The 21,616-nt window shown below is 37.9% G+C and carries 18 protein-coding genes and 1 pseudogene (1 of these 19 cut by a window edge); all 19 read right to left on the reverse strand.

Annotated features, from left to right (window positions below; translation table 11 throughout):
* Positions 1-288 precede the first annotated feature (288 nt).
* A complete protein-coding gene (gene recA / locus ACHZEU_RS08120) occupies positions 289-1,353 on the reverse strand; it encodes a recombinase RecA (protein WP_404804337.1) in 1,065 nt (354 codons plus the stop codon).
* A gap of 161 nt (positions 1,354-1,514) precedes the next feature.
* Positions 1,515-2,774 (reverse strand): competence/damage-inducible protein A, encoded by a 1,260-nt coding sequence (locus ACHZEU_RS08125; protein ID WP_048391687.1) that lies wholly within the window; start codon positions 2,772-2,774, stop codon positions 1,515-1,517.
* Between the two features lie 16 nt (positions 2,775-2,790).
* Positions 2,791-3,369 carry a CDP-diacylglycerol--glycerol-3-phosphate 3-phosphatidyltransferase gene (gene pgsA / locus ACHZEU_RS08130; RefSeq protein WP_404804338.1) on the reverse strand — a complete coding sequence of 193 codons (579 nt, stop codon included), beginning with the start codon at positions 3,367-3,369 and terminating at the stop codon, positions 2,791-2,793.
* A 47-nt stretch (positions 3,370-3,416) separates the two neighbouring features.
* The gene (locus ACHZEU_RS08135) at positions 3,417-4,346 is read right to left on the reverse strand and encodes a helix-turn-helix domain-containing protein (RefSeq protein ID WP_404804339.1); all 930 of its coding nucleotides are present in this window, start codon (positions 4,344-4,346) and stop codon (positions 3,417-3,419) included.
* Between the two features lie 16 nt (positions 4,347-4,362).
* Positions 4,363-5,148 (reverse strand): DUF3388 domain-containing protein, encoded by a 786-nt coding sequence (locus tag ACHZEU_RS08140; RefSeq protein WP_404804588.1) that lies wholly within the window; start codon positions 5,146-5,148, stop codon positions 4,363-4,365.
* A 216-nt stretch (positions 5,149-5,364) separates the two neighbouring features.
* Positions 5,365-5,622 (reverse strand): DUF3243 domain-containing protein, encoded by a 258-nt coding sequence (locus ACHZEU_RS08145; RefSeq protein WP_004224939.1) that lies wholly within the window; start codon positions 5,620-5,622, stop codon positions 5,365-5,367.
* A gap of 45 nt (positions 5,623-5,667) precedes the next feature.
* Positions 5,668-6,396 carry an elongation factor P 5-aminopentanone reductase gene (gene ymfI / locus ACHZEU_RS08150; protein WP_404804340.1) on the reverse strand — a complete coding sequence of 243 codons (729 nt, stop codon included), beginning with the start codon at positions 6,394-6,396 and terminating at the stop codon, positions 5,668-5,670.
* Positions 6,393-7,694, reverse strand: a complete 1,302-nt coding sequence (gene yfmH / locus ACHZEU_RS08155) for an EF-P 5-aminopentanol modification-associated protein YfmH (protein WP_259950896.1) — start codon at positions 7,692-7,694, stop codon at positions 6,393-6,395. The genes ymfI and yfmH overlap by 4 nt, the downstream gene beginning before the upstream one ends.
* Positions 7,691-8,962 carry an EF-P 5-aminopentanol modification-associated protein YfmF gene (gene yfmF / locus ACHZEU_RS08160; RefSeq protein WP_054550536.1) on the reverse strand — a complete coding sequence of 424 codons (1,272 nt, stop codon included), beginning with the start codon at positions 8,960-8,962 and terminating at the stop codon, positions 7,691-7,693. The genes yfmH and yfmF overlap by 4 nt, the downstream gene beginning before the upstream one ends.
* Positions 8,963-9,131: 169 nt before the next feature.
* Positions 9,132-10,091 (reverse strand): ABC transporter permease, encoded by a 960-nt coding sequence (locus ACHZEU_RS08165; protein ID WP_048391533.1) that lies wholly within the window; start codon positions 10,089-10,091, stop codon positions 9,132-9,134.
* A 1-nt stretch (position 10,092) separates the two neighbouring features.
* On the reverse strand, positions 10,093-11,139 hold the full coding sequence (locus tag ACHZEU_RS08170; RefSeq protein ID WP_004224945.1) for an ABC transporter permease: 1,047 nt from the start codon (positions 11,137-11,139) through the stop codon (positions 10,093-10,095).
* Complete coding sequence (locus ACHZEU_RS08175) at positions 11,139-12,686, reverse strand: ABC transporter ATP-binding protein (protein WP_054550535.1); 1,548 nt, start codon at positions 12,684-12,686, stop codon at positions 11,139-11,141. Before ACHZEU_RS08175 ends, ACHZEU_RS08170 begins: the two co-directional genes overlap by 1 nt.
* A gap of 376 nt (positions 12,687-13,062) precedes the next feature.
* Positions 13,063-14,148: a BMP family protein gene (locus ACHZEU_RS08180; RefSeq protein WP_404804341.1), complete on the reverse strand. Its 1,086-nt coding sequence runs from the start codon at positions 14,146-14,148 to the stop codon at positions 13,063-13,065.
* 53 nt (positions 14,149-14,201) lie between these two features.
* On the reverse strand, positions 14,202-14,930 hold the full coding sequence (locus ACHZEU_RS08185) for a GntR family transcriptional regulator (protein WP_048391539.1): 729 nt from the start codon (positions 14,928-14,930) through the stop codon (positions 14,202-14,204).
* Between the two features lie 199 nt (positions 14,931-15,129).
* Positions 15,130-17,421, reverse strand: a pseudogene (locus tag ACHZEU_RS08190) (DNA translocase FtsK).
* Between the two features lie 154 nt (positions 17,422-17,575).
* Complete coding sequence (locus ACHZEU_RS08195) at positions 17,576-19,243, reverse strand: ribonuclease J (protein WP_404804342.1); 1,668 nt, start codon at positions 19,241-19,243, stop codon at positions 17,576-17,578.
* Positions 19,244-19,520: 277 nt separating this feature from the next.
* On the reverse strand, positions 19,521-20,420 hold the full coding sequence (dapA, locus tag ACHZEU_RS08200) for a 4-hydroxy-tetrahydrodipicolinate synthase (protein WP_048391545.1): 900 nt from the start codon (positions 20,418-20,420) through the stop codon (positions 19,521-19,523).
* A gap of 13 nt (positions 20,421-20,433) precedes the next feature.
* A complete protein-coding gene (locus ACHZEU_RS08205; protein ID WP_048391546.1) occupies positions 20,434-21,471 on the reverse strand; it encodes an aspartate-semialdehyde dehydrogenase in 1,038 nt (345 codons plus the stop codon).
* A gap of 82 nt (positions 21,472-21,553) precedes the next feature.
* Positions 21,554-21,616, reverse strand: partial view of a dipicolinate synthase subunit B gene (locus ACHZEU_RS08210; protein WP_404804343.1) — the 3' end only. 528 nt of this gene lie beyond the right edge of the window; 63 of the gene's 591 nt are visible here — the last part of the coding sequence; its start codon lies off the right edge, out of view; its stop codon occupies positions 21,554-21,556.

Here is a 21,616-nt window from a genome sequence, read left to right on the forward strand (position 1 = left end):
AATTCAGAAATTATACATATTTAATTGTATAGCTAGCCTCATGCTCTGTCAAGGATAGTCAGGCGTATGTTCGCCACCTTAGCCAAAAAAAGTAAGTCCTATCCATTCAGTGAATTTTTTCCCTATTACTATTTCACTAGAAAATTTTTCATGTTAAATACAATTAATAAAAAAACAGTACATAAGAAATAAACACATAGMCTCTCTCTTATTATGTGTAAAAATTTAAGAATATAGACAAAAAAATGCATTGCCCCCTCAATAAAGTGGGAACAATGCAATCATTAATTATTCTTCTTCCAGAAGTAACATTAATTCTTCATCCATCTCTTCTTCATCATCATGGGCAGCAATTGTATAAGAAGAAGCTGCAATACCATAAGAAGCTCGGATTTTATTTGCTATGTCTTCTAGGACAGCAGTATTTTCTTTTAAATACTGTTTAGCATTTTCTCGTCCTTGACCTAAGCGCTCATCGCCATATGCATACCAAGAACCACTTTTTTGTACAATGTCTAATTCTACGCCTAAATCGACTGTTTCGCCTTCTTTAGAAATTCCTTCTCCATACATAATATCTACTTCAGCTGTACGGAAAGGTGGTGCTACTTTATTTTTTACAATTTTAATTTTAGTACGGTTACCAACAATATCATTACCTTGCTTAATAGCTTCTGCACGTCGCACTTCTAAACGGACAGAGCTGTAGAATTTAAGCGCACGTCCACCTGGTGTTGTTTCTGGATTACCGAACATGACACCGATTTTTTCACGAATTTGGTTAATGAAAATAGCAATCGTTTTTGATTTATTAATCGCACCTGAAAGTTTACGTAAAGCTTGAGACATTAGACGTGCTTGTAAGCCGACATGAGAGTCACCCATATCCCCTTCAATTTCAGCTTTTGGCACTAAGGCAGCAACAGAGTCAATAACGATAATATCAATAGCTCCACTACGCACTAATGCTWCTGYAATTTCAAGTGCTTGCTCACCTGTGTCGGGTTGTGATAACAATAGCTCATCAATATTGACACCTAATTTTTGTGCATAGATCGGGTCTAATGCATGCTCAGCGTCGATAAATGCTGCTTGTCCACCTGTTGCCTGTACTTCAGCAATGGCATGTAGAGCAACAGTTGTTTTACCAGATGATTCTGGACCGTATACTTCAATAATACGTCCACGTGGATATCCACCGACTCCTAATGCAGCATCAAGTGCAAGTGAACCACTTGAAGATGTCGCAATTTCTAAATCGGTTTTTTCACCGAGTTTCATGATGGAACCTTTACCAAAATTCTTTTCAATTTGTTTTAGAGCCTGTTCTAAGGCTGCTTTACGATCACTCATTCATTTTCCTCCTTCGAAAACTGTTCACTGTTTTTATCTATCTCTACTATACTTGTTTTTGAGAAAACACGCAAGAAAAAAGCGAACATTTATTCGATTTTTCTTCAAAATAAAAATTTGGATAGTTTTCCTCTACCCAAATTCCTATGTTCTACTCTATTTTAATATCGTTTTGTGTAGCCACGTTCTTCTAAAAGTTGCATTAAATAATGGCATGTAAATTTCACCGCACGGAGTCGATTCGTATTCCGCATGCCTGATAAATGAAGTAAATATGTAAGCGGCTCCTCGTCATTTATGGCAATACCAATCCAAACCGTACCTACTGGCTGATGATCATGTGCAGTGGGACCTGCTTCTCCTGTAAGACCAATCCCAATATTTGTAGCAAATTTCTCACGAACAGCACTTGCCATTGCCGCTGCACACTCAGCACTCACAACACCATGTGTATCAATTAATTCTTGTGAAATGCCTAGCTGTTTTACTTTCGCATCTGCTGCATAGGTAACAACGCCTCCTATAAGTGCATTGCCTACCCCTGGAATTTCCGCAAGTTCAGATTGAAATAAACCAGCAGTTAAACTTTCTGCAGCCGCAATTGTTAGCTCATTATCCAGTAGCATTTCTACCGTTTTTGAGGCAAGGGAATCATCATCTACACCATATTGATAATCACCAACAAGTGCTTGTATTTCTGCAACCTTTGCCTTAATAAGCTGGCCAGCTTGTTGCTCTGTTGCGGCTTTAGCTGTTACGCGTAACGTTACCTCACCATCAGAAGCAAGTGGAGCAACTGTTGGATTGGTTTGTGCATCTAAAATATTTTGAACTTGTACTTCAAGCTCGGCCTCACCAATTCCATAAAATCGCATAACATGTGATGCAATGATCCCTCCATCATTAAGCATCGCAGCAAGTTTAGGTTTAGCCTCAAATTGAAACATTGGTTCTAACTCTTTTGGAGGTCCTGGTAATAAAATATAAGTGCGATCATTTTTTGTGAAGATCATACCTGGAGCCATTCCATGGTGATTAGCTAATACTTCACTCCCAGCTAAAATTAATGCCTGTTTACGATTATTTTCCGTCATTGGACGTCCTCGTTTAGCAAAAAATTGCTCAATATACGTCAATGCTACTTCATCAAGCTCAAGAGAAACACCAAGATGACGTGCAATCGTTTCCTTCGTTAAATCATCTTTTGTTGGACCAAGTCCTCCCGAAAAAATAATGAGATCTGCACGAGACTCTGCCACTTCGATAGCTTGTTCTAAACGCTTTGCATTATCGCCTACTACGGTATGATAAAAAACGTTGATGCCAAGCTCGGATAGCTGGCTTGAGATAAATCTCGCATTTGTATTCGTAATTTGACCTAATAATAGTTCTGAGCCAACCGCAAGAATTTCAGCATTCATGATCCCAAGACCTTTCTTATTTAGACTCAAGTAATACACGTCGATTTAGATAGAAATAATCCCATCCTGACCAAAGTGTAAAGAACAATGCAACATAGAGCATGATTGTATCAAATGGAATACCAACCAATGTAAAGATTGTATTGTGTAAAAGAGCAGCAGCAATCGCTACAATTTGTGCCCAAGTTTTAATTTTACCAAGCTGATTGGCAGCTACGACTTCTCCWCCACCTGCCAAAATCAAACGTAAACCTGTTACAGCAAATTCACGACTAATAATAATGATAATTACCCAAGCAGGTGCCATCTTAAGCTCGACCATTAAAAWAAAGGCTGCTGAGACAAKTAAMTKKTCAGCTAAGGGATCTAAAAATTTCCCAAATGTCGTTACAAGATTATACTTACGTGCGTAATAACCATCCACCCAATCGGTTGTTGAAGCAAAGATAAAAATAAGTGCGCCTATAAAATGATGAATTGGCATCTCTGCACCAAAAAGTGATAATGTTCCCCAGCCAAAATCAAACATCATAACAATGACAAAGAATGGAATAAGTAAGATTCGAGAGATGGTAATTTTATTTGGAATGTTCATTTTTCTAACACCTTTCATGATGAAAGAAAGTAGTCATCATGTGATGACTACTGTTCTTTATTGAAATTDATGACGATATTTTGCGTTACAATTTGTTGTGCATACGTTAGADGTTBGWBATTAATATAGATTTTAGCTTGCGTTGAATTACCGAGACGAATACGAACATAGTTTTGTGTTGAGGCGTCAAATTCAACTACTTCCCCGGCATTATAGACACGCGTATCTGTTAAGATTTCTTGTTGCTGTTGATTGCGAATACCAACAAATGTAGGGCCTGATATTTCAATTTTCAGTTTCATTGTATCTGTCCCTGTTAACGTATAAGAAGTTGTCGCTCCATCTGCTTCAACAGTACCCGCGGAAATTGTTTGCTTCATCTCTTCAGTTTGATCAGTGTCATCTTCATCAGTTGGTGTTTCTTCTGTAGCTTTTGTATCTTCTTTATCATTTTTCTGTGCATCTTTATTTTCTTGTTCTTTTTTATCCTTCTCACTATCAATTGGCTTGACATTTGTGTCATATTCAATTTCAGGAGTTGGATTTACTTCTTCGCTTGTCCCTGGACTGTTTTTTGATTGCCATAGCACCCATATAGCCACAATAATGACTACAATAAATAAAGCAACAATGATTTTTGGCATAGCCTCCATCATTTTATTCGAAGGGCCTTTCGTTACTTTTCTTCTGCTGGGGCTATTCGTCATCGATTGACTTACTTGATCGTTTGGAGTGCTCGGTAGTTCATTTTTATATGTCTCTAAGATTTCTTCCGCATCCAACCCAACAGCTTCTGCATATTGTTTGATAAAAGCTCGTACATAAAACGAACCAGGCATAATGGAATAATTGCCCTCTTCAATTCCTACTAAATAACGTTTTTGGATTTTCGTTATTTCTTGTAAATCGTCTAAGCTGTAGCCTTTAGACAGTCTCGCCTCTTTCAGTCGAGTCCCTAATTCTGCCACTAATAACACCTACTTTAACATCAAATTAAAAATTAAATCCTCCAAAAGAATCGGATTCGGACATATGWYTTWTTTCCATTATTTCATAAGTAATTTCTTCATCAGTGTGATGACGTAGTTCAATAATATAATCAAAATCCTCTATTTTATATTCAGAATGCTGAACAAACATATCTGGATGCTCTACAACTTTGATACAAGGCATATTCATCATTTCACGCACTAATTGCAAATGTTTCTCATCAGATGAACGTCGAGTCACAATACCATCTAAAATAAAAATATTGTTACGACTAAATTCATCTCCCACAAGCTTATTACGAACTGTTTGCTTAATCATTGTAGATGATAAAAAGATCCATTTTTTATTGGCACAGACACTGGCGGCTACTATGGATTCAGTTTTTCCAACACGTGGCATGCCACGAATACCAATCAGCTTATGTCCCTCTTTTTTAAAGAGTTCTGCCATAAAGTCGACTAAAATACCTAATTCATCTCTTACGAAATGGAATGTGTTTTTTTCATCTGCATCTCGAGGAATATAACGACCATGCCTAATGGCTAAACGGTCACGAAGTTTTGGTTGTCGAAATTTGGTTACGTTAATATGTTCCATTGTCGAAACAATTGTACGAAAACGCTCAATTGCCTCATCATTGTCTGTATGCACTAACATACCACGTCGATCCTCATCTACACCATTTATTGATATAATATTGACACGAAGCATCCCTAAAAGTGAAGCAATATCTCCTAATAATCCAGGGCGATTCACCTGAATTTCATATTCAAAGTACCAATCGCTCAACACACTCGTTCCCTTCCTATTAGTTAACGTAAAAAATCCTTTATAAGTTCCATCATAGCTGATTTTTTATGTAATGGAAAGTTAGAATACATGGAATTACAGCGTTATTTACTAATTTTTTTTGAAGACTGTTAAATAGGCTTACATACGTTCCCGTTTTCACAGATAAAAAGTTTATTGTATAGCAAAAAGAGGAGATTGGCTCTCCTCTTTTATTTACTGCACATGCTTATTTTGTACAAGCTTAATGACACAATTCGCTAATGCATGTTTTTCATCTTCAGAGGCAACGCCCCATAAATCCGACAGCACTCGCTCTTGTTCGTTTTTAGGATCGACATTAGTCGCCAAATATTCCCCAATTTGGACAGCAGCCGTTTGAATCATTTTCTTCGGCATACCGCTTGATTCAGCTTGCATAACGTTTTGTCCTAAAAACGATGTCCATTTTTGCCAGTTTTCTAAAATGGTCATATTCTTCCTCCTCCTTTACACAAGTAGTATGTGCAAAAGAGATTATTATATGTACCAGCCTCCATTTAATCGTACGATTTGTCCTGTCACATAATTAGCTTTACCAGACAAATAAAAACGTACCATTTCAGCCACATCTTTTGTTTGTCCAATGGAGCCTAGTGGGATATCGTCCAAAATGTATTGAAGCTCTTCTTGATTTAGATGGCTGTTCATTGAGGTATTTATAAAACCAGGAGCAATAGCATTCACTCTAATCCGAGATAATGCCGCTTCTTTTGCATAGGATTTAACAAAAGCATGTTGCGCACCCTTAACARTWGCRTMAAKTKCCTCCCCYGYWGAGYCAGMTTCTCCCCAGATGGAACCTATAAATAGTACATAGCTCACTTCATGCTTGCGAAGTTTTCCAGAAAGTAAAGCTGTTAGTCTCATAGGATTTTGAACATGAACACGCCATAAAGCATCCATATCCTCAACTGTCGTATCTTCGAGCAATGAATAGTGGGCTTGTCCATTGGCAAAAACAATAGCCTGCACATTGAAAATTTGCGCGGCTACTAATTCTGCTCCATTAACAATTGAAAAATCCCCCTGTACAAGCATAAATTCTTGTGCAGGGAAATTTTCGGAAAGCATTTCACATAATCTCTGTGCCGCATTTTGATTGTTTGAATAATGTACATAGATAGACCAGCCGTCCTCAGCTAAGCTTTGACAAATGGCATGACCGATATCACCTGATGCACCTAAAACAAGGGCAAATTTTTTCACTGTGCATCCTGCTTACTTGGCAGAATTTTAAAGACCGTTTGCTGTGTTTCACCTTGGATAGAAGCAAATGCTTTTTGTAAATCATCCACAGTTAATGTCTCAAGTACTGGTACTACATCAAATAAATTCATGTCATTAAAGGAATATCGTGTGAATTGGTTTGCGATAAACTCGATCGAATTTAGTGCACGTAGGAAGAACCCAATTTTTTTGCGTTTTATACGATCCAAACCAGCACGATCAAACTGGCTATTTCCTTCATATTTTGCTAATTCGTCCATAATCGTTTTTGCCAATTTATCAGGCTCTGCTGAATCTGATCCGATCATGGCAAACCCGAAACCATTTTCTAAGGTAAAATCAAAAGCATATGTCTCATCAATTAAACCTTCCTCGTAAACACGTTCATAAAAATCAGAGGTACGTCCAAAAATAAGCTCAAGTGCAATTTGAACCGACAACTCATGCTTTAACATGTCCTGACCTGATAAATTAGTGTCTTTCGCTTTTAAACCTACATAAATTTTTGGTTTTTGAACATCCATATTTAATGTACGTTCTTTAATAGCTACTTCTGTTGGTTCTATATCAAAGAAGCGTTGAATAGGCGTTGGTTCTGGGAACTCTTTTTTACCTTGATTCTCACGAATAAACGTCATCATTTCTTCTGGTTCAACAGCACCAATCACAAATAACAACATATTCGAAGGATGATAAAACGTATTGTAGCACGTATATAAGTGCTCGGCTGTAATGCCATCAATCGATTCAATTGTACCAGCGATATCAATCTTTACAGGATGATGATGATACATATTTTCGATTGTGCCAAAGTATAGACGCCAGTCTGGTTGATCATCATACATTGTAATTTCTTGCCCGATAATTCCTTTTTCTTTATTGACAGTAGCTTCTGTAAAGTATGGTTCTTGGACAAAATTCAATAAAGTTTCTGTACTTTTATAAATATTGTCAGTAGATGAAAATAAATAAGCTGTACGCGTAAACGATGTAAAGGCATTCGCAGAAGCACCATATTCGCTAAATTTTTGGAAAACGTCTCCATCCTCTTTTTCGAACATTTTATGCTCTAAAAAGTGTGCAATACCATCTGGTACAGTAATACTTTCTGTTTCACCAATTGGCACGAACGTACGATCGACAGAGCCGTACTTTGTTGTAAATGTAACAAATGTTTTAGAAAAGCCTTTTTTCGGCAATATATAAACATCTAAGCCATTGTCTAGTTTTTCATAATAAAGTATTTCATCTAATTGTTTAAATTCTATTGTTTTCATTGTGCGGCTTGCTCCTTTCCACATAAGAAATAGACCGCTTCAAGCTGCACTTGCTTTGCCATTGCAACAACATCTTCTTTTGTCACAGCTTTCCACTTATTTGCCCAGGCTTGAACTGAGAATTCCTCAGGTAAATCCTTATATTGATCAAAAATTTCAATTTGACCTCGTGCCGAATCTAAGGATTCTTTTAGCTGATTCGTCAGCATAGCCTTTGTTTGCTCCAGCTCTAAATCTGTAATGTCGCCAGCCTGCATGACGGCAAGTTGTTCTTTAATTAAAGATAGCGCTTTTTCTTCATTTTTAGCTTCAATCCCAGATACAACAAATACAAGTCCATAATGCGAAGCATAGGAACTAGAAGCATAATAAGCAAGACTCTCTTTTTCACGAACATTCATAAACAACTTAGCATGTGGATATCCACCAAAAATCCCATTAAAAATTTGCATCTTAGAGAAATCTGCATCACCAAATCTAACAGGTGTGCTAAAGCCAATATGAAGTTTACCTTGTTTCATTTCATGCTGTTCTCTTACATAATCATTGTCTGGATGTTGTTGGGGGAGTACTGCTGGAACTTCCTCAGGAGTACGATCCTTAAATGGTAGCGCTTTTTTTAATTTCGCAACAATTTCCTCTTCATTAATGTCTCCAGCTACATAAATATCGATTTTGTCGTTAGCTAGCATCGATTGATAAGCCTCAAATAATGAGGCAGGGGTAATCTTTTGAATTTCTTCGACACTACCATTCGCTGAAATTGATGCTGGCTCATTTGGTCTCAGGATTTGTTGTAGACGGAATTGAGCAAAGCGAGATTTATCATCAAAAATAGATTCAATACGTTGAATAACTGTCTTTTTCTCACGCTCAACAACGGATTCCTTAAAGACACCATTTTCTAGATTAGGCTCAAAAATAGCTGTATGCAATAAACCAAGGACTTCGTTTAAGACACTTGTATTTGCTAGATAATGATCATTAACAGTCTCTACATTCATAAGAACCGTATGCTCATTTCCGCGCTTCGATGTATCAAAATACAAAACTGTACCATACAAGTCATCTAAAAAGCTTCGAAAAGCAGCAGTTGTCTTATATTTAGCATTACTGTGCTGCAGTACATTTGTTAATACTGTACGCTCTGATGCACTTTTAGCCGTTAATGCTCTTCTCCATTTAATTGAAAAATTTACGGTTTTAAATTGGGTCGTTTGTCGGATATGCAAATTGACACCTTTTGCAAAAGGTATTGTTTTAAACATATGAAACCCTCCTATCCTTCTTAATATAACGATGTACTACACATACTATACATGTCTATTGTCTATAATTGCAAAAGGAATCCAAAGTATGTATGGGAAAAATTAAAAATTACGCCAATTATAATAAAAAAAGGACCGAGCATAGTGCCCAGTCCTTAAAATGCTTTTCTTAGCGTTTACCTTTAATATAAGGTTGTCCACTCGCTTTTGGAGCGTTTGCTTTACCAATAAATCCTGCTAAAGCAAGAATTGTTAACACATACGGTAAAATTTGTAGATATACTGCTGGAACATTCTCGATTAGCGGAATTTGATTCCCTGCAATACTTAATGTTTGTGCTAAACCGAAGAATAAGGCTGCACCTAGTGCTCCAATTGGATGCCACTTCCCGAAAATCATTGCGGCAATAGCCATGAAACCTTGACCAGCAATTGTTGCATGTGAGAAGTCGTGTGTAATTGTTTGTGCATACACTGCACCACCAAGACCACCTAATGCCCCTGAAATCATCACGGCAATATAGCGCATTTTATTTACATTTATACCCATTGTATCTGCTGCCATTGGATGTTCACCCACGGCACGCAAACGCAAGCCGAATGGCGTTTTATAAATGATAAACCATGCCCCGAATGCTACAGCGAACGCTAAAATAGATGTGCTGTAAACATCATGGAACAGTAAACGACCGAAGAACGGAATATCCTCTAAGTAAGGGACACCGAAACGACGAATCGGTTGGTCAATCATATCTGTTTGACCTTTATCATAAATCATTTTTACTAAGAATACGGTTGCAGCTAAACCTAGTAAGTTAATAGCTACCCCTGATACCGTTTGATCGGCACGGAAAGAAATAGAAGCTACAGCATGGAAAAGTGAGAACACAGCACCAATCACAACAGCTGCTAGCATTGCCACCCAAACTGTTGCTGCCCCTAATGATGAAGCGAATTCTAAATTGACAAAAATACCAACAAACGCACCGACAATCATTAAGCCTTCTAGCCCGATGTTGACAACACCAGAGCGTTCAGAGAATACCCCACCGATGGCCGTAAAAATCAAAGGTGTTGCATAAAGAATCGCTGAAGGGATGATGAAATATAACATTTCTAAAAAGCTCATGTTATTGTCCCTCCTTTTTCTTGCTCAGCTTTTGTAAGCCTACTCGAATAATATAGCCTGATGCAACGAAGAAGATAATCAATGCAATAATAATGGATACGATTTCTTCTGGAATACCCGCAGCATTTGGCATATTTAATGCACCATATTTTAAAGAACCAAAAAGGGATGCCCCAAACACTACTCCAAGTGGTGTATTGGCTCCAAGAAGCGCAACGGCGATACCGTCAAACCCAATTCCCGTAAAGCCAGGTTTAATGGATGCGTTTTGGAATGTCCCTAAAGCTTCCATCGCACCACCAAGACCTGCAAACATACCAGAAATTGTCATAGCTAAAATGATATTTTTATTGACACTCATACCTGCATAGTCAGCAGCATTTTTGTTAAAACCTACTGCTTTTAGCTCGTAGCCACGTGTTGTTTTTTCTAAAATGAACCACATCACAACTACCATTAAAAGTGCAACAATGATCCCATAGTGAAGACTTGAATTGTCTGTAAGCTCTCTTAAAAACGGAGAACGTAAAGAAGCTGACTCATGGATACGTTCTGTTTTAAAGCTGCCATCGGACAATTTTTTAATCACTGCATTTGCAATATAAAGTGCAGTGTAGTTCAGCATAATTGTCGCAATAACTTCGTGAACTTTAAATTTCGCTTTTAAGAAACCTGCAATAAAGGCCCAAAATGCTCCTGCAGCTGCTGCTGCAAGCAATGCTAATGGTAAGTGAATGATTTTAGGAAGTTCAAACGCATAACCTACCCAAGCAGCGGCTAGCCAACCTAAAATTAGCTGACCTTCAACACCGATATTGAAGAGCCCTGTACGGAATGCAAATGCTACCGCAAGACCTGCTAAAATATATGGTGTAATTTGACGAATTGTGTTCCCGATTGAATATGAATCTCCAAAAATACCTGTCCAAAGAGCGATATAACCTTGCACTGGGTCATAGCCACTGACTACCATAACGATAGCCCCTACAATTAAACCGATAATGATAGAGATGATAGGAACGAGGATATTAATGACACGATTTGACATTAGTCGTTCCCCTCCTTCGCATCACGCTTTATATTTTTTTTACTTTGTCCTGCCATTAGTAAGCCTAGCTCTTGTTCAGTCGTTTCTTTCGGATTTAACTCATCAACAATTTGTCCATCATAGATAACAGCAATTCGATCCGAAACATTCATCACCTCATCTAATTCAAATGAGATTAACAAAACGGCTTTCCCTTTATCACGTTGCTCAATTAGACGAGAATGAATGAATTCAATAGCTCCTACGTCAAGTCCACGCGTTGGTAGAGCAGCAATTAGTAGATCGGGGTTACGGTCAATTTCACGACCAATAATTGCTTTTTGTTGGTTACCACCAGATAATGCACGAGCTGGTGTCATCTCTCCATTACCAGTACGCACATCATACTCTTTAATGATTTGGCGAGCTTTCTCTGACACCTTTTTATAGTCCATCACAAAGCCCTTCGCTATTGGAGATTGGTAATATGTTTGCAATGCAATATTATGACCAATTGGGAAATCTAAAACTAATCCATGCTTATGACGGTCTTGTGGAATATGTCCTACGCCTTCCTCTGTAATTTTACGAGGCTTCATGTTAGTAATATCTTTACCATTCAGCTTGACTTTACCACTTTTAATTTTGCGTAGACCTGTAATGGCTTCTATTAACTCGGATTGACCATTACCATCAATACCAGCAATACCTACGATTTCACCTTTACGAACATTTAAATTAAGACCTTTCACTTTATCAATATTTCGATAGTCTGTAACAACCAAGTTCTCAATCGCAAGCACTTCGTCAGTCGGTGTCGCATCCGTTTTTTCCGTTTTGAATTCAACCTGACGGCCAACCATCATTTCAGCAAGCTGATCAGGATTTGTGGCAGCGGTTACAACTGTGCCAATCCCTTCTCCCTTACGGATAATCGTCACACGGTCTGAAACTTCCATAATTTCTTTTAGCTTATGCGTAATTAAAATAATGGATTTACCCTCTGCGATAAGACGGCGCATTATTTGAATTAATTCGGTAATTTCTTGCGGTGTTAATGATGCAGTTGGTTCATCAAAAATTAAAATTTCGGCACCACGATACAATGTTTTTAATATTTCTACACGCTGTTGCATACCAACCGTGATATCCTCGATTTTGGCGTTCGGATCAACATCTAATCCATACTTTTCAGAAAGTGCTTGTACTTTCTTAGCCGCATCTTTTATATTCACAATTCCCATTTTAGTAGGCTCAGTGCCTAAAATGATATTTTCTGTTACCGTAAAGTTTTCTACCAACATAAAATGTTGATGCACCATGCCAATCCCTAAATCATTGGCAATATTCGGGTTTGTAATTTTTACAGCCTTCCCACGTACACGAATTTCGCCACCCTCTGGTTGATACAAACCAAAAAGGACGTTCATCAAAGTCGATTTACCTGCACCATTTTCACCTAGCAATGCATGAATCTCGCCTTGTTTCAGTTGGAGGGTGATATTATTATTCGCCACGAAATTACCGAATTCTTTACGGATTCCTAGCATTTCAATCACATAATCCAAATTTGTCACTCCCTTAATAGGCACTATTATTAAGTATTTTCATCTTAGCGTATAGTATCTGCTGCTACATGATGTATGGTACAAATGAGCCATACGTCCAGTAATAAATTTTCTACTAGAGGCTATATTTTATTACCGATTTAATATMCCACCTATAGAGGTAGATGTTTTGCTAAATTAATACAGGAAAGGTCATCRTTAGAAACCTTTCTTCTATTAMCTTGTTACCATCATTWTTCAAATCATAATTACTACCTCTATAAGGTTTCTATAAATCTAGTTAAATAGAGTATTGCGAATAATCTAAATATAACGATAGATTGAAAAATCATCATAAGGTCCTTCTAAGAGTCCCTTATGATGATCAAAAGATGAATTATTTTTCCACTTTTTCTGGAACTTTGATTTCACCCTTAGCAATTTTTTCTTTATATTCGTCGATTACTTTTTGTACATCTTCTGGAATCGCACCGCGAGAATCCGCAAGTTTAACGCCGTCTTCAGCTAAACCGTAAACAAGTGTTTCTCCACCTGGGAAATCACCATTTTTCGCTCTATTTGAAATATCTACTACTGCTGTATTAACACCTTTTAACATAGAAGTTAATGTAACGTTTGTTTTATCGTCTACTTTACCTTCGTCGTATTGGTCAGCATCTACACCGATAACCCATACATCAGCATTTGGATCTGTCGCTTTACGCTCTTTTGCTTCAGAGAATACACCGTTACCAGTTGCACCAGCAGCGTGGAAGATTACATCTACACCTGAMGAATACATGCTGTTCGCTGTAATTTTACCAAGATCTGCTTTATCAAAGGCACCAGTATATTTTACTTGAATATCGATATCTGGGTTTACTGCTTTAGCCCCTTCAACGAAACCAGCGTGGAAACGGTTAATAACTGGAATATCAACGCCGCCTACGAAGCCGATTTTACCTGTTTTAGATGTTTTCGCTGCAGCAACACCTGCTAAGAAAGCACCTTCTTGCTCTTTGAACAGTACGTTTACTACGTTGTCTGCTTCTACTTCAGCATCGATTAATGCAAAGTGGTTATCTGGATTTTCAGAAGCAACTGCATCAATTGCATCAGCCATCATGAATCCGATACCAAATACTAAGTTAAAGTCACGACGAACTAAGTTGTTTAAGTTTGTTTCATAGTCAGCATCTGAAGCTGATTGTAGGTAGTCAAAACCACCATCACCTTTTGATAAATCATGCTCTTTACCGTAAGCTTGTACACCTTCCCATGCAGATTGGTTGAATGATTTGTCATCAACGCCACCTACGTCAGTAACCATCGCTACTGAGAAAGCTTCTTCTGTGCTTTCGCCACCTGAAGCATTGTCATTTTCTTTCGCTGGCTTTTCGTCGTCTTTCGTACCACAAGCACCTAAAATAGCACTTGCCGCTAATACTGATGTTAATACTAAACCAAATTTACGTTTTTTCATTTAATTAACCCCCCAAAGGTATTGTAATTAGCAGGAAAAAATTTAGAAATGTTCTACACCCGTTTACGAACTACATGGAAGCTGAATTTATCAGCTCGGAAATAATTTTTTGAATAGAGCACTACTTGATCATGATCATCATAATGCAATTGCTTTAACACTAAAAGAGCTGTCTCACGTCCACAATTTAAAATCGGTGAGGCTTGTTCATGATACCCAACTGGATCAATATAGGTTACAGCATAAGCTACATGAATTTTGCCAGATTGCTCAAGTGCAGAGAACAGTGAAACTTCTTTTTTTTCGACAAAGTCAGTAGGCAGGAAGCTTGCAGGTAGCCTGTCTATGCAGTATACTACTGGCTCACCATCCGCTGTTCTGACACGTTCAATCGTGAGTATTTTATCGTCGCCATCACTTTGGAAGCGTTTTAAATCTTCCTCAGAAGGCACATGCTCAGTCGCTTTTAAAAATCGCGAACCTGGCTCCATACCTGCTGCCTCGATCATAGAAGAAATACTAGATAAATGCTCGATGCCTGATGTAAACAACGGCTTCGGGTTGACAAAAGTCCCAACCCCATGTCGGCGCACAATCACATTTTCCTCTTCCAACAGTCGAAGTGCTTCTCTAAGTGTTGCTCGACTGACTCCTAGTGATTTCGATAATTCAAATTCTGAAGGCAGCTTTTCATTTTCTTTAAAAACGCCAGCCTCGATGTCAGATTTTAAACGATCGATTACTTGAAGATAGAGATGACGATGATCTGCTTTAATAGTCACATATATCACCACCAAAATCAGAGATCAGACATCTGATGTACAACATTCCTACTAATCGTTCATAAATATAACATTTTTGCAGAATGAAATAAACAGTTTTGAGTAAAATCTGTTATAGAATTCATTCTTTCTTTATTTTATCTGCAAATTTTTGGACAAAAATACAAATGCTCTCGCCATTTTCGTCTTCATTTTTTGCTTAGTTATCGTATTGGTGAACAAGTACTTGACGAGGTTTACTACCCTCTGGAGGCCCAACAATACCGCGTTGCTCCATCTGATCAACAATACGTGCAGCTCTTGAATAACCAATACGGAAGCGACGTTGAAGCATAGAGACAGATGCTGTTTGCATATTGACAACTAATTGGACTGCTTCATCATACAAATCATCTGTTTCCTCTAAAATGGTCTCTTCTTCAGTAGGAATCATCTCCTCCTGATACTGAGCTTTTTGCTGTTCTATAACAAAATGAACGACTGCCTCCACTTCTTGATCTGATAAAAAGGCACCCTGCACCCTTTTTGGTTTAGAAGCTCCAGCAGGTAAAAATAACATATCGCCTCGTCCTAATAATCGTTCAGCTCCACCCATGTCTAAAATTGTTCTTGAGTCAATCGCGGAAGAAACTGCAAAAGCAATTCTGGATGGAATATTTGCTTTAATGACACCTGTTAAAACATCTACACTTGGTCGTTGTGTGGCAATAATCAAATGAATGCCAGCTGCCCTTGCCATTTGCGCTAAACGTGTAATCGAATCCTCTACATCACTTGATGCGACCATCATCAAATCCGCTAACTCATCTACAATAACCACAATATAAGGTAGCTTTGGATGCTTTTCCTCTGTTTGATCATTAACCTTTTGGACATGTGCATTATAGCCCTCAATATTTCTTGTACCTGTATGAGAAAACAAATCATAGCGGCGTTCCATTTCAGATACCACTTTTTTCAGTGCTTGCGAAGCTTTACGTGCATCCGTTACGACAGGCGCTAATAAATGTGGAATCCCATTATAAACGTTTAATTCAACCATTTTTGGGTCTATCATCATGAGCTTCACTTCATGCGGTTTTGTACGCATTAGTATGGATACAACAATGCCATTTATGCAAACACTTTTCCCACTACCTGTAGAACCAGCTACAAGTAAATGTGGCATTTTATTGAGCTCTGCTAATACAGCTTGTCCTGTAATATCTCGACCAAATGCTACTTGTAATAATGCTTCAGGCTTAGCACCATCTTTCGATTCTAATACCTCACGAAGTGTTACAATGGCTACCTCACTATTAGGTACTTCTATACCAATCGCAGATTTCCCAGGAATTGGCGCTTCCATACGAATATCTTTAGCTGCCAATGCTAATGCAAGATCATCTTGCAAATTGACAATTTTGCTTACTTTCACACCGATATCTGGTAAAATCTCGTACTTCGTAACAGCAGGACCTAAATGCACCTGTGTCACCTNYSYSWYYAYNHCMANNMNTTGTAATGTCTGCTCAAGCTTTTTGGCATTTGCCTGAATCACTGAATATTCACCACTTTGATCATGTTGTGGAGGTAATTGTAATAAATTATATGATGGGAGCTGATAATCTGCATTTTCTACTGCATCTGTGCCCTGAATCTGGACATCATCCGATGCTTCTTCAAGTTCATTTTCCACCATGTGAGTTGTATCAATCACTTCTCTTTCCTGTGAAACATTCTGTGTAAAAGCAGAAATAATTGGTTCATGTGGTATTTCTTCTTCTTGTTCAGGCATATCTATAGATTGATTAACAGCTGCTACTTCATCCCCACTCTCTACTCTTGAACGACGATTATTTGGTTTTTTCGGTGTATTTTTTTTCTTATCATGATGCTTTTTTTTCCATTTACCAAATATATCTGGCGTTTTTTCTGCTAGATAAGGCACTAATGCTTTACCAGTGACAAGAATTAAACCAATAAAGAAAATAACCCAAGCAACAACTTTTGCCCCCGAGGCTTCAAACAGCACATGAAGCCCACTAAATAGTAGGGCACCAATCATGCCACCCCCTAAAGCATTACTACGATGAATGATACCATCTGTATTAATCAAAATTCGCCATGATTCACGTAGCACAGAATCAGATAGTAGACCACCTGATTTGGATAGTTGTTCAAATAATATGCCATGACTAAAAATCGTTAAGCTCATAACAATGAGGAACATGCCAAGTATTAATCGATCCTTTATCCCAACTTTTTTACGACCAATCATCATTAACAATGCAACAAATATAAGCATAAATGGAACAGCAAAATGTAAATTACCAAAAAGGAACATGGCGATTGTTTGTAGAATCCGCCCGATCATGCCGTATTCAAAAATCATAATGACTGCTAATGCAATTAAGAGCAACCCTAATATTTCGTACATAAGCGGATGCATTTCTTTTTTTTCTGTTGTCGTTTTACTTTTAGTAACTTTTTTTCTCTTACTAACTGCCATCAAATTCACCTTCTTCTGCAATCCATTCTATATATGTAGCGAATCATCACATGTAGAACTTGAATATTTCAAAAAAAGGATTTTCCACCGCAATTGGGAGAAAATCCTTTATCATTTATTTTTTCCTCAAAGCATATACGATGAGCTTGTTCAATTAATATTCCATAATAATAGGAATAATCATTGGGCGACGTTTTGTTTTTTGGAATAAATACGTATTTAGCGTATCTCTAATTTCTTGTTTTATGTTCGTCCATTCAAAGGTTTCTTTCCCAACGTACTTTTCAATCACATTCCTCGCAATGTCAGAAGCCTCAATCATTAATTCCTCTGATTCTCGTACATAGACAAAGCCTCGTGATAAAATTTCTGGCCCAGAGGCAATTTTCTTTTGTGCTCGATTTAATGTTACCACCACAATGAAAATACCATCCTGCGATAATAATTTACGGTCACGAAGTACAATGTTACCTACATCGCCTACACCAATACCGTCAATTAAGACATTACCAGCTTGTACACGACCACTCATGCGCATTTTATTATTTTTATATTCTACGATATCCCCTTTATCAGCGATAAAAATTTGGGATTTTTGCATACCTAGCTGTTGTGATAATTTAGAATGCGCAATTAGCATACGGTATTCTCCTTGTACGGGAATAAAGTACTTTGGTTGCATCAAGTTTAGCATCAGCTTTAAATCTTCTTGGCTACCATGTCCTGAAACATGGACATTTTTGCTAGAAGTCAAAATTTCAGCGCCTGCTTTTGACATAGAGTTCATTGTATTCGCCATTTGAACTTCCATGCCAGGAGAAGGTGTAAAAGTAATTAGTACCGTGTCACCTTGTTTAATTTTAATGTCACGATGGTGCTTACGGACAATTTTTTCTAAAGCATCGAGAGGTTCTCCTCTGTTGCCTGTTGCAATAATGATAATTTCATCATCTTGATATTTTTGCATTTCCGAGATCGGAATAATTGTATCTTCTTCGACTGTTAAATAACCAAGCTGTACGCCTAAATCAACTGCCTTTTCCAAAGGTTTGCCCACAATTACAACCTTACGGAATGATTTCTGTGCTTGAGCAAATACTTGTTGAATTCGAATAAAATTCGATGCGTAAACAGCTACTAAAATACGACCTGGTGCTGAGTGGAATGTTTTTGATAATTGTTCTTCAATGACAATCTCTGATGTCGTATATCCTGGTCGCTCAGCTTCGCAAGACTCAGATAGTAAAATGAAAACGCCGTCTTCTCCTAGCTGTGCCATTTTTGCTAAATCAGGTTTAAATTTACCTGTCGCTGACTGATCGAATTTAAACTCTCCTGTATGAACAATCGCGCCTTCAGATGTATGGAACACTACCCCTAACGAATCGGGAATACTATGTGTTGTGTGGAAGAATGTTACATACGTTGAGTTAAAATTCATACGACTACGGTTTGTTACTTCAAAAAACTTCACTTGATGTGGTGCAGGTAATTCTTTTAAATGTTCCTTTGCTAATGCAATAGTTAATTTCGATCCGTACACAGGTGCCTTTATTTTTTGTAATACATAGGCAATAGAGCCAATTGCATCTTCATGACCATGTGTTAAGAAAATACCTTTCACACGTTCTTTATTTTCTTCTAAGTAAGTAATGTCAGGAATCACGATATCTATACCTAGCATTTCATCTTCTGGGAACATTAAGCCGCTATCCACCACAAATAGCTCTTCATCAATTTCTACTACGTACATGGCTTTCCCAATTTCGCCTACACCACCAAGAGGGATGATGCGGATTAATTCATTTTTCTTTTTTGTCAATTTATTTCCTCCTAAAAAATATCCCGAACAGCAACCACTTAACATTTATTATACGGTTTGCAAAGCTTTTGCACAAATTAAAAATACATGTTTCACGTAGGAAATAGATTTTCCTGCTATTTGCTTATTACTAGCAGATGGAAAACAAATATTGGCTATCCTGTATAAATAGAGCTAAATAAGTATTTGTAAGGACGAGGAGTTACAAATTTTGTACATACTTTTTATTTAAAAAATATAAAAAACGAGGCTGTAATGCTATCAGCCTCGCTGCTATTTATCTAAAACTTTTCGCTTTTTCTTGATACGTATCCCAAATTCGGTCAAAATTAGCTTTCTCTTCATCTGTCATTTCCATCATCGGCAAACGAACATTGAGTGTATCAAATCCTAATTTTGTCATCGCATATTTAATCGGTGAAGGGTTGGGCTGAGCGAACAGCGCACGTACTAAAGGTAATAAGGCTCGGTGAATTTGGGCTGCTAGCTTATGATTTCCTTCTTCAAACGCTTTAATCATTAATTGCATATCATTGCCTACCACATGGGCAGCTACAGAAATAACACCTGCTCCACCAATGGCCATTAGTGGGAGTGTTAAACCATCGTCCCCACTATACACTAAGAAATCATCAGCTGGATCAACATTCTCAATAACATCACCCATCTGATCTAAGTTACCGCTCGCTTCCTTAATCCAAGCAATATTAGGAATCTTGCTTAATGCAACAGAAGTTTCATAGGCAACATTGACCCCAGTACGCCCTGGAACATTATAAAGCATAACAGGGAGACTAGTTTGTTTAGCAATGGTTTCAAAGTGAGCATAAATCCCACGTTGATTTGGCTTATTATAGTAAGGAGCTACAAGCATAATGCCGTCTGCTCCATTTTCTTCTGCCTTATGTGTCATCGCGATAGAGTAAGCTGTTTCATTATCCCCAGTACCTGCAATAACTGGTACGCGACCTGCTACTTTCTCTACGGTAAAGCGTACAACTTCAATTTTCTCTTCTGTAGACATAGTTGGGTTTTCAGAAGTCGTACCACAAGCAACAATACAATCAGTACCATTGTCTATTAAATGRTTAATAATACGTTCTAGTTCTGGATAATTAATCGTGCCATCATTTTTGAACGGCGTAATCATTGCCGTTCCAATTCGACCTAAATTCATCCTTACACCCCTCTTATAGTAAGTTATCCTCAAGCATTGCTTCTGCAATTTGGATAGAGTTTAATGCGGCGCCTTTTAATAAATTGTCAGAAACGATCCATAGATGGAACCCTTTGCTGTTGTCTAAATCTTGACGGATACGTCCTACAAAAGTAGCGTCTTCCCCTTCTGCATAAATAGGCATTGGGTAAGTTTGTGTTGCAATATCATCTTGTAATACCACACCTGGTGCGTTGCGTAATACTTCGAAAATCTCTTGGATTGACGCGTCTTTCTCTACCTCAATATAAACAGATTCAGAGTGACCTGAAACGACTGGCACACGAACACAAGTAGCAGCTACTTTTAGCTCTGGTGCATGCATGATTTTTTTCGTCTCATTAATCATTTTCATTTCTTCGTATGTAAATCCATTATCTGTGAATTTATCGATTTGTGGAATGACATTACGAGCAATTGGGTAATGACGTTTATCACTACCAGACGGTAAAATATTTGCTTCTACATCTTTACCTGCATCCCAGTTTTCGCTTTGTGCCTTTAATTCTTGGATCGCAGAAATCCCTGCACCTGATACTGCCTGATAAGTTGAAACAATTACTTTTGTTAAACCAAATGCATGACGAATTGGTTCAAGCGCAGCTACCATTTGAATTGTCGAGCAGTTTGGATTCGCAATAATTCCCTTATGCTTCGCTAAGTCGCCTCGATTCACTTCAGGCACGACAAGCGGTACCTCTGGATCCATACGAAAATGGCTCGTATTATCAATAACTACTGCACCACGCTTAGCTGCTTCTGGTGCAAGCACAGCTGATACTGAACCACCAGCTGAGAATAAAGCGACATTGACGCCTTCGAAAGCCTCAGGTGTCGCTTCTTCAATTGTATATGTTTCCCCATTAAATTCGATTGATTTTCCTGCTGAACGAGCAGAAGCTAGAAATTTAATATGTCCAATCGGAAATTTACGTTTAATCAACTGCTCCATCATTTTCGATCCTACTGCACCTGTTGCCCCAACAACCGCAACTGTTAACTGCTTTGTCATCTGTCATCTCTCCTTGAATACATGTTCCATAATGTGTGCTATTGTATCACAAAAATACTGAAAATTGTGTGTAATCTCTTATTTATTTGAAATATTGTATCAACAGCGGTTGTAATTGCTTTTTCTGCGTAATTGCTGCATGAAC

This window comes from Lysinibacillus sp. S1, from assembly GCF_044986265.1.
GTDB lineage: Bacteria > Bacillota > Bacilli > Bacillales_A > Planococcaceae > Lysinibacillus > Lysinibacillus capsici.

Coding starts and splice junctions, on each gene's coding strand:
- yfmH (WP_259950896.1), bottom strand. CDS start 7,694: ATGAAAACAATAGAATTTAAACAATTAGATGAAATACTTTATTATGAA.
- ACHZEU_RS08165 (WP_048391533.1), bottom strand. CDS start 10,091: ATGAGCTTTTTAGAAATGTTATATTTCATCATCCCTTCAGCGATTCTT.
- yfmF (WP_054550536.1), bottom strand. CDS start 8,962: ATGTTTAAAACAATACCTTTTGCAAAAGGTGTCAATTTGCATATCCGA.
- ACHZEU_RS08125 (WP_048391687.1), bottom strand. CDS start 2,774: ATGAATGCTGAAATTCTTGCGGTTGGCTCAGAACTATTATTAGGTCAA.
- ACHZEU_RS08170 (WP_004224945.1), bottom strand. CDS start 11,139: ATGTCAAATCGTGTCATTAATATCCTCGTTCCTATCATCTCTATCATT.
- ACHZEU_RS08145 (WP_004224939.1), bottom strand. CDS start 5,622: ATGACCATTTTAGAAAACTGGCAAAAATGGACATCGTTTTTAGGACAA.
- ACHZEU_RS08205 (WP_048391546.1), bottom strand. CDS start 21,471: ATGACAAAGCAGTTAACAGTTGCGGTTGTTGGGGCAACAGGTGCAGTA.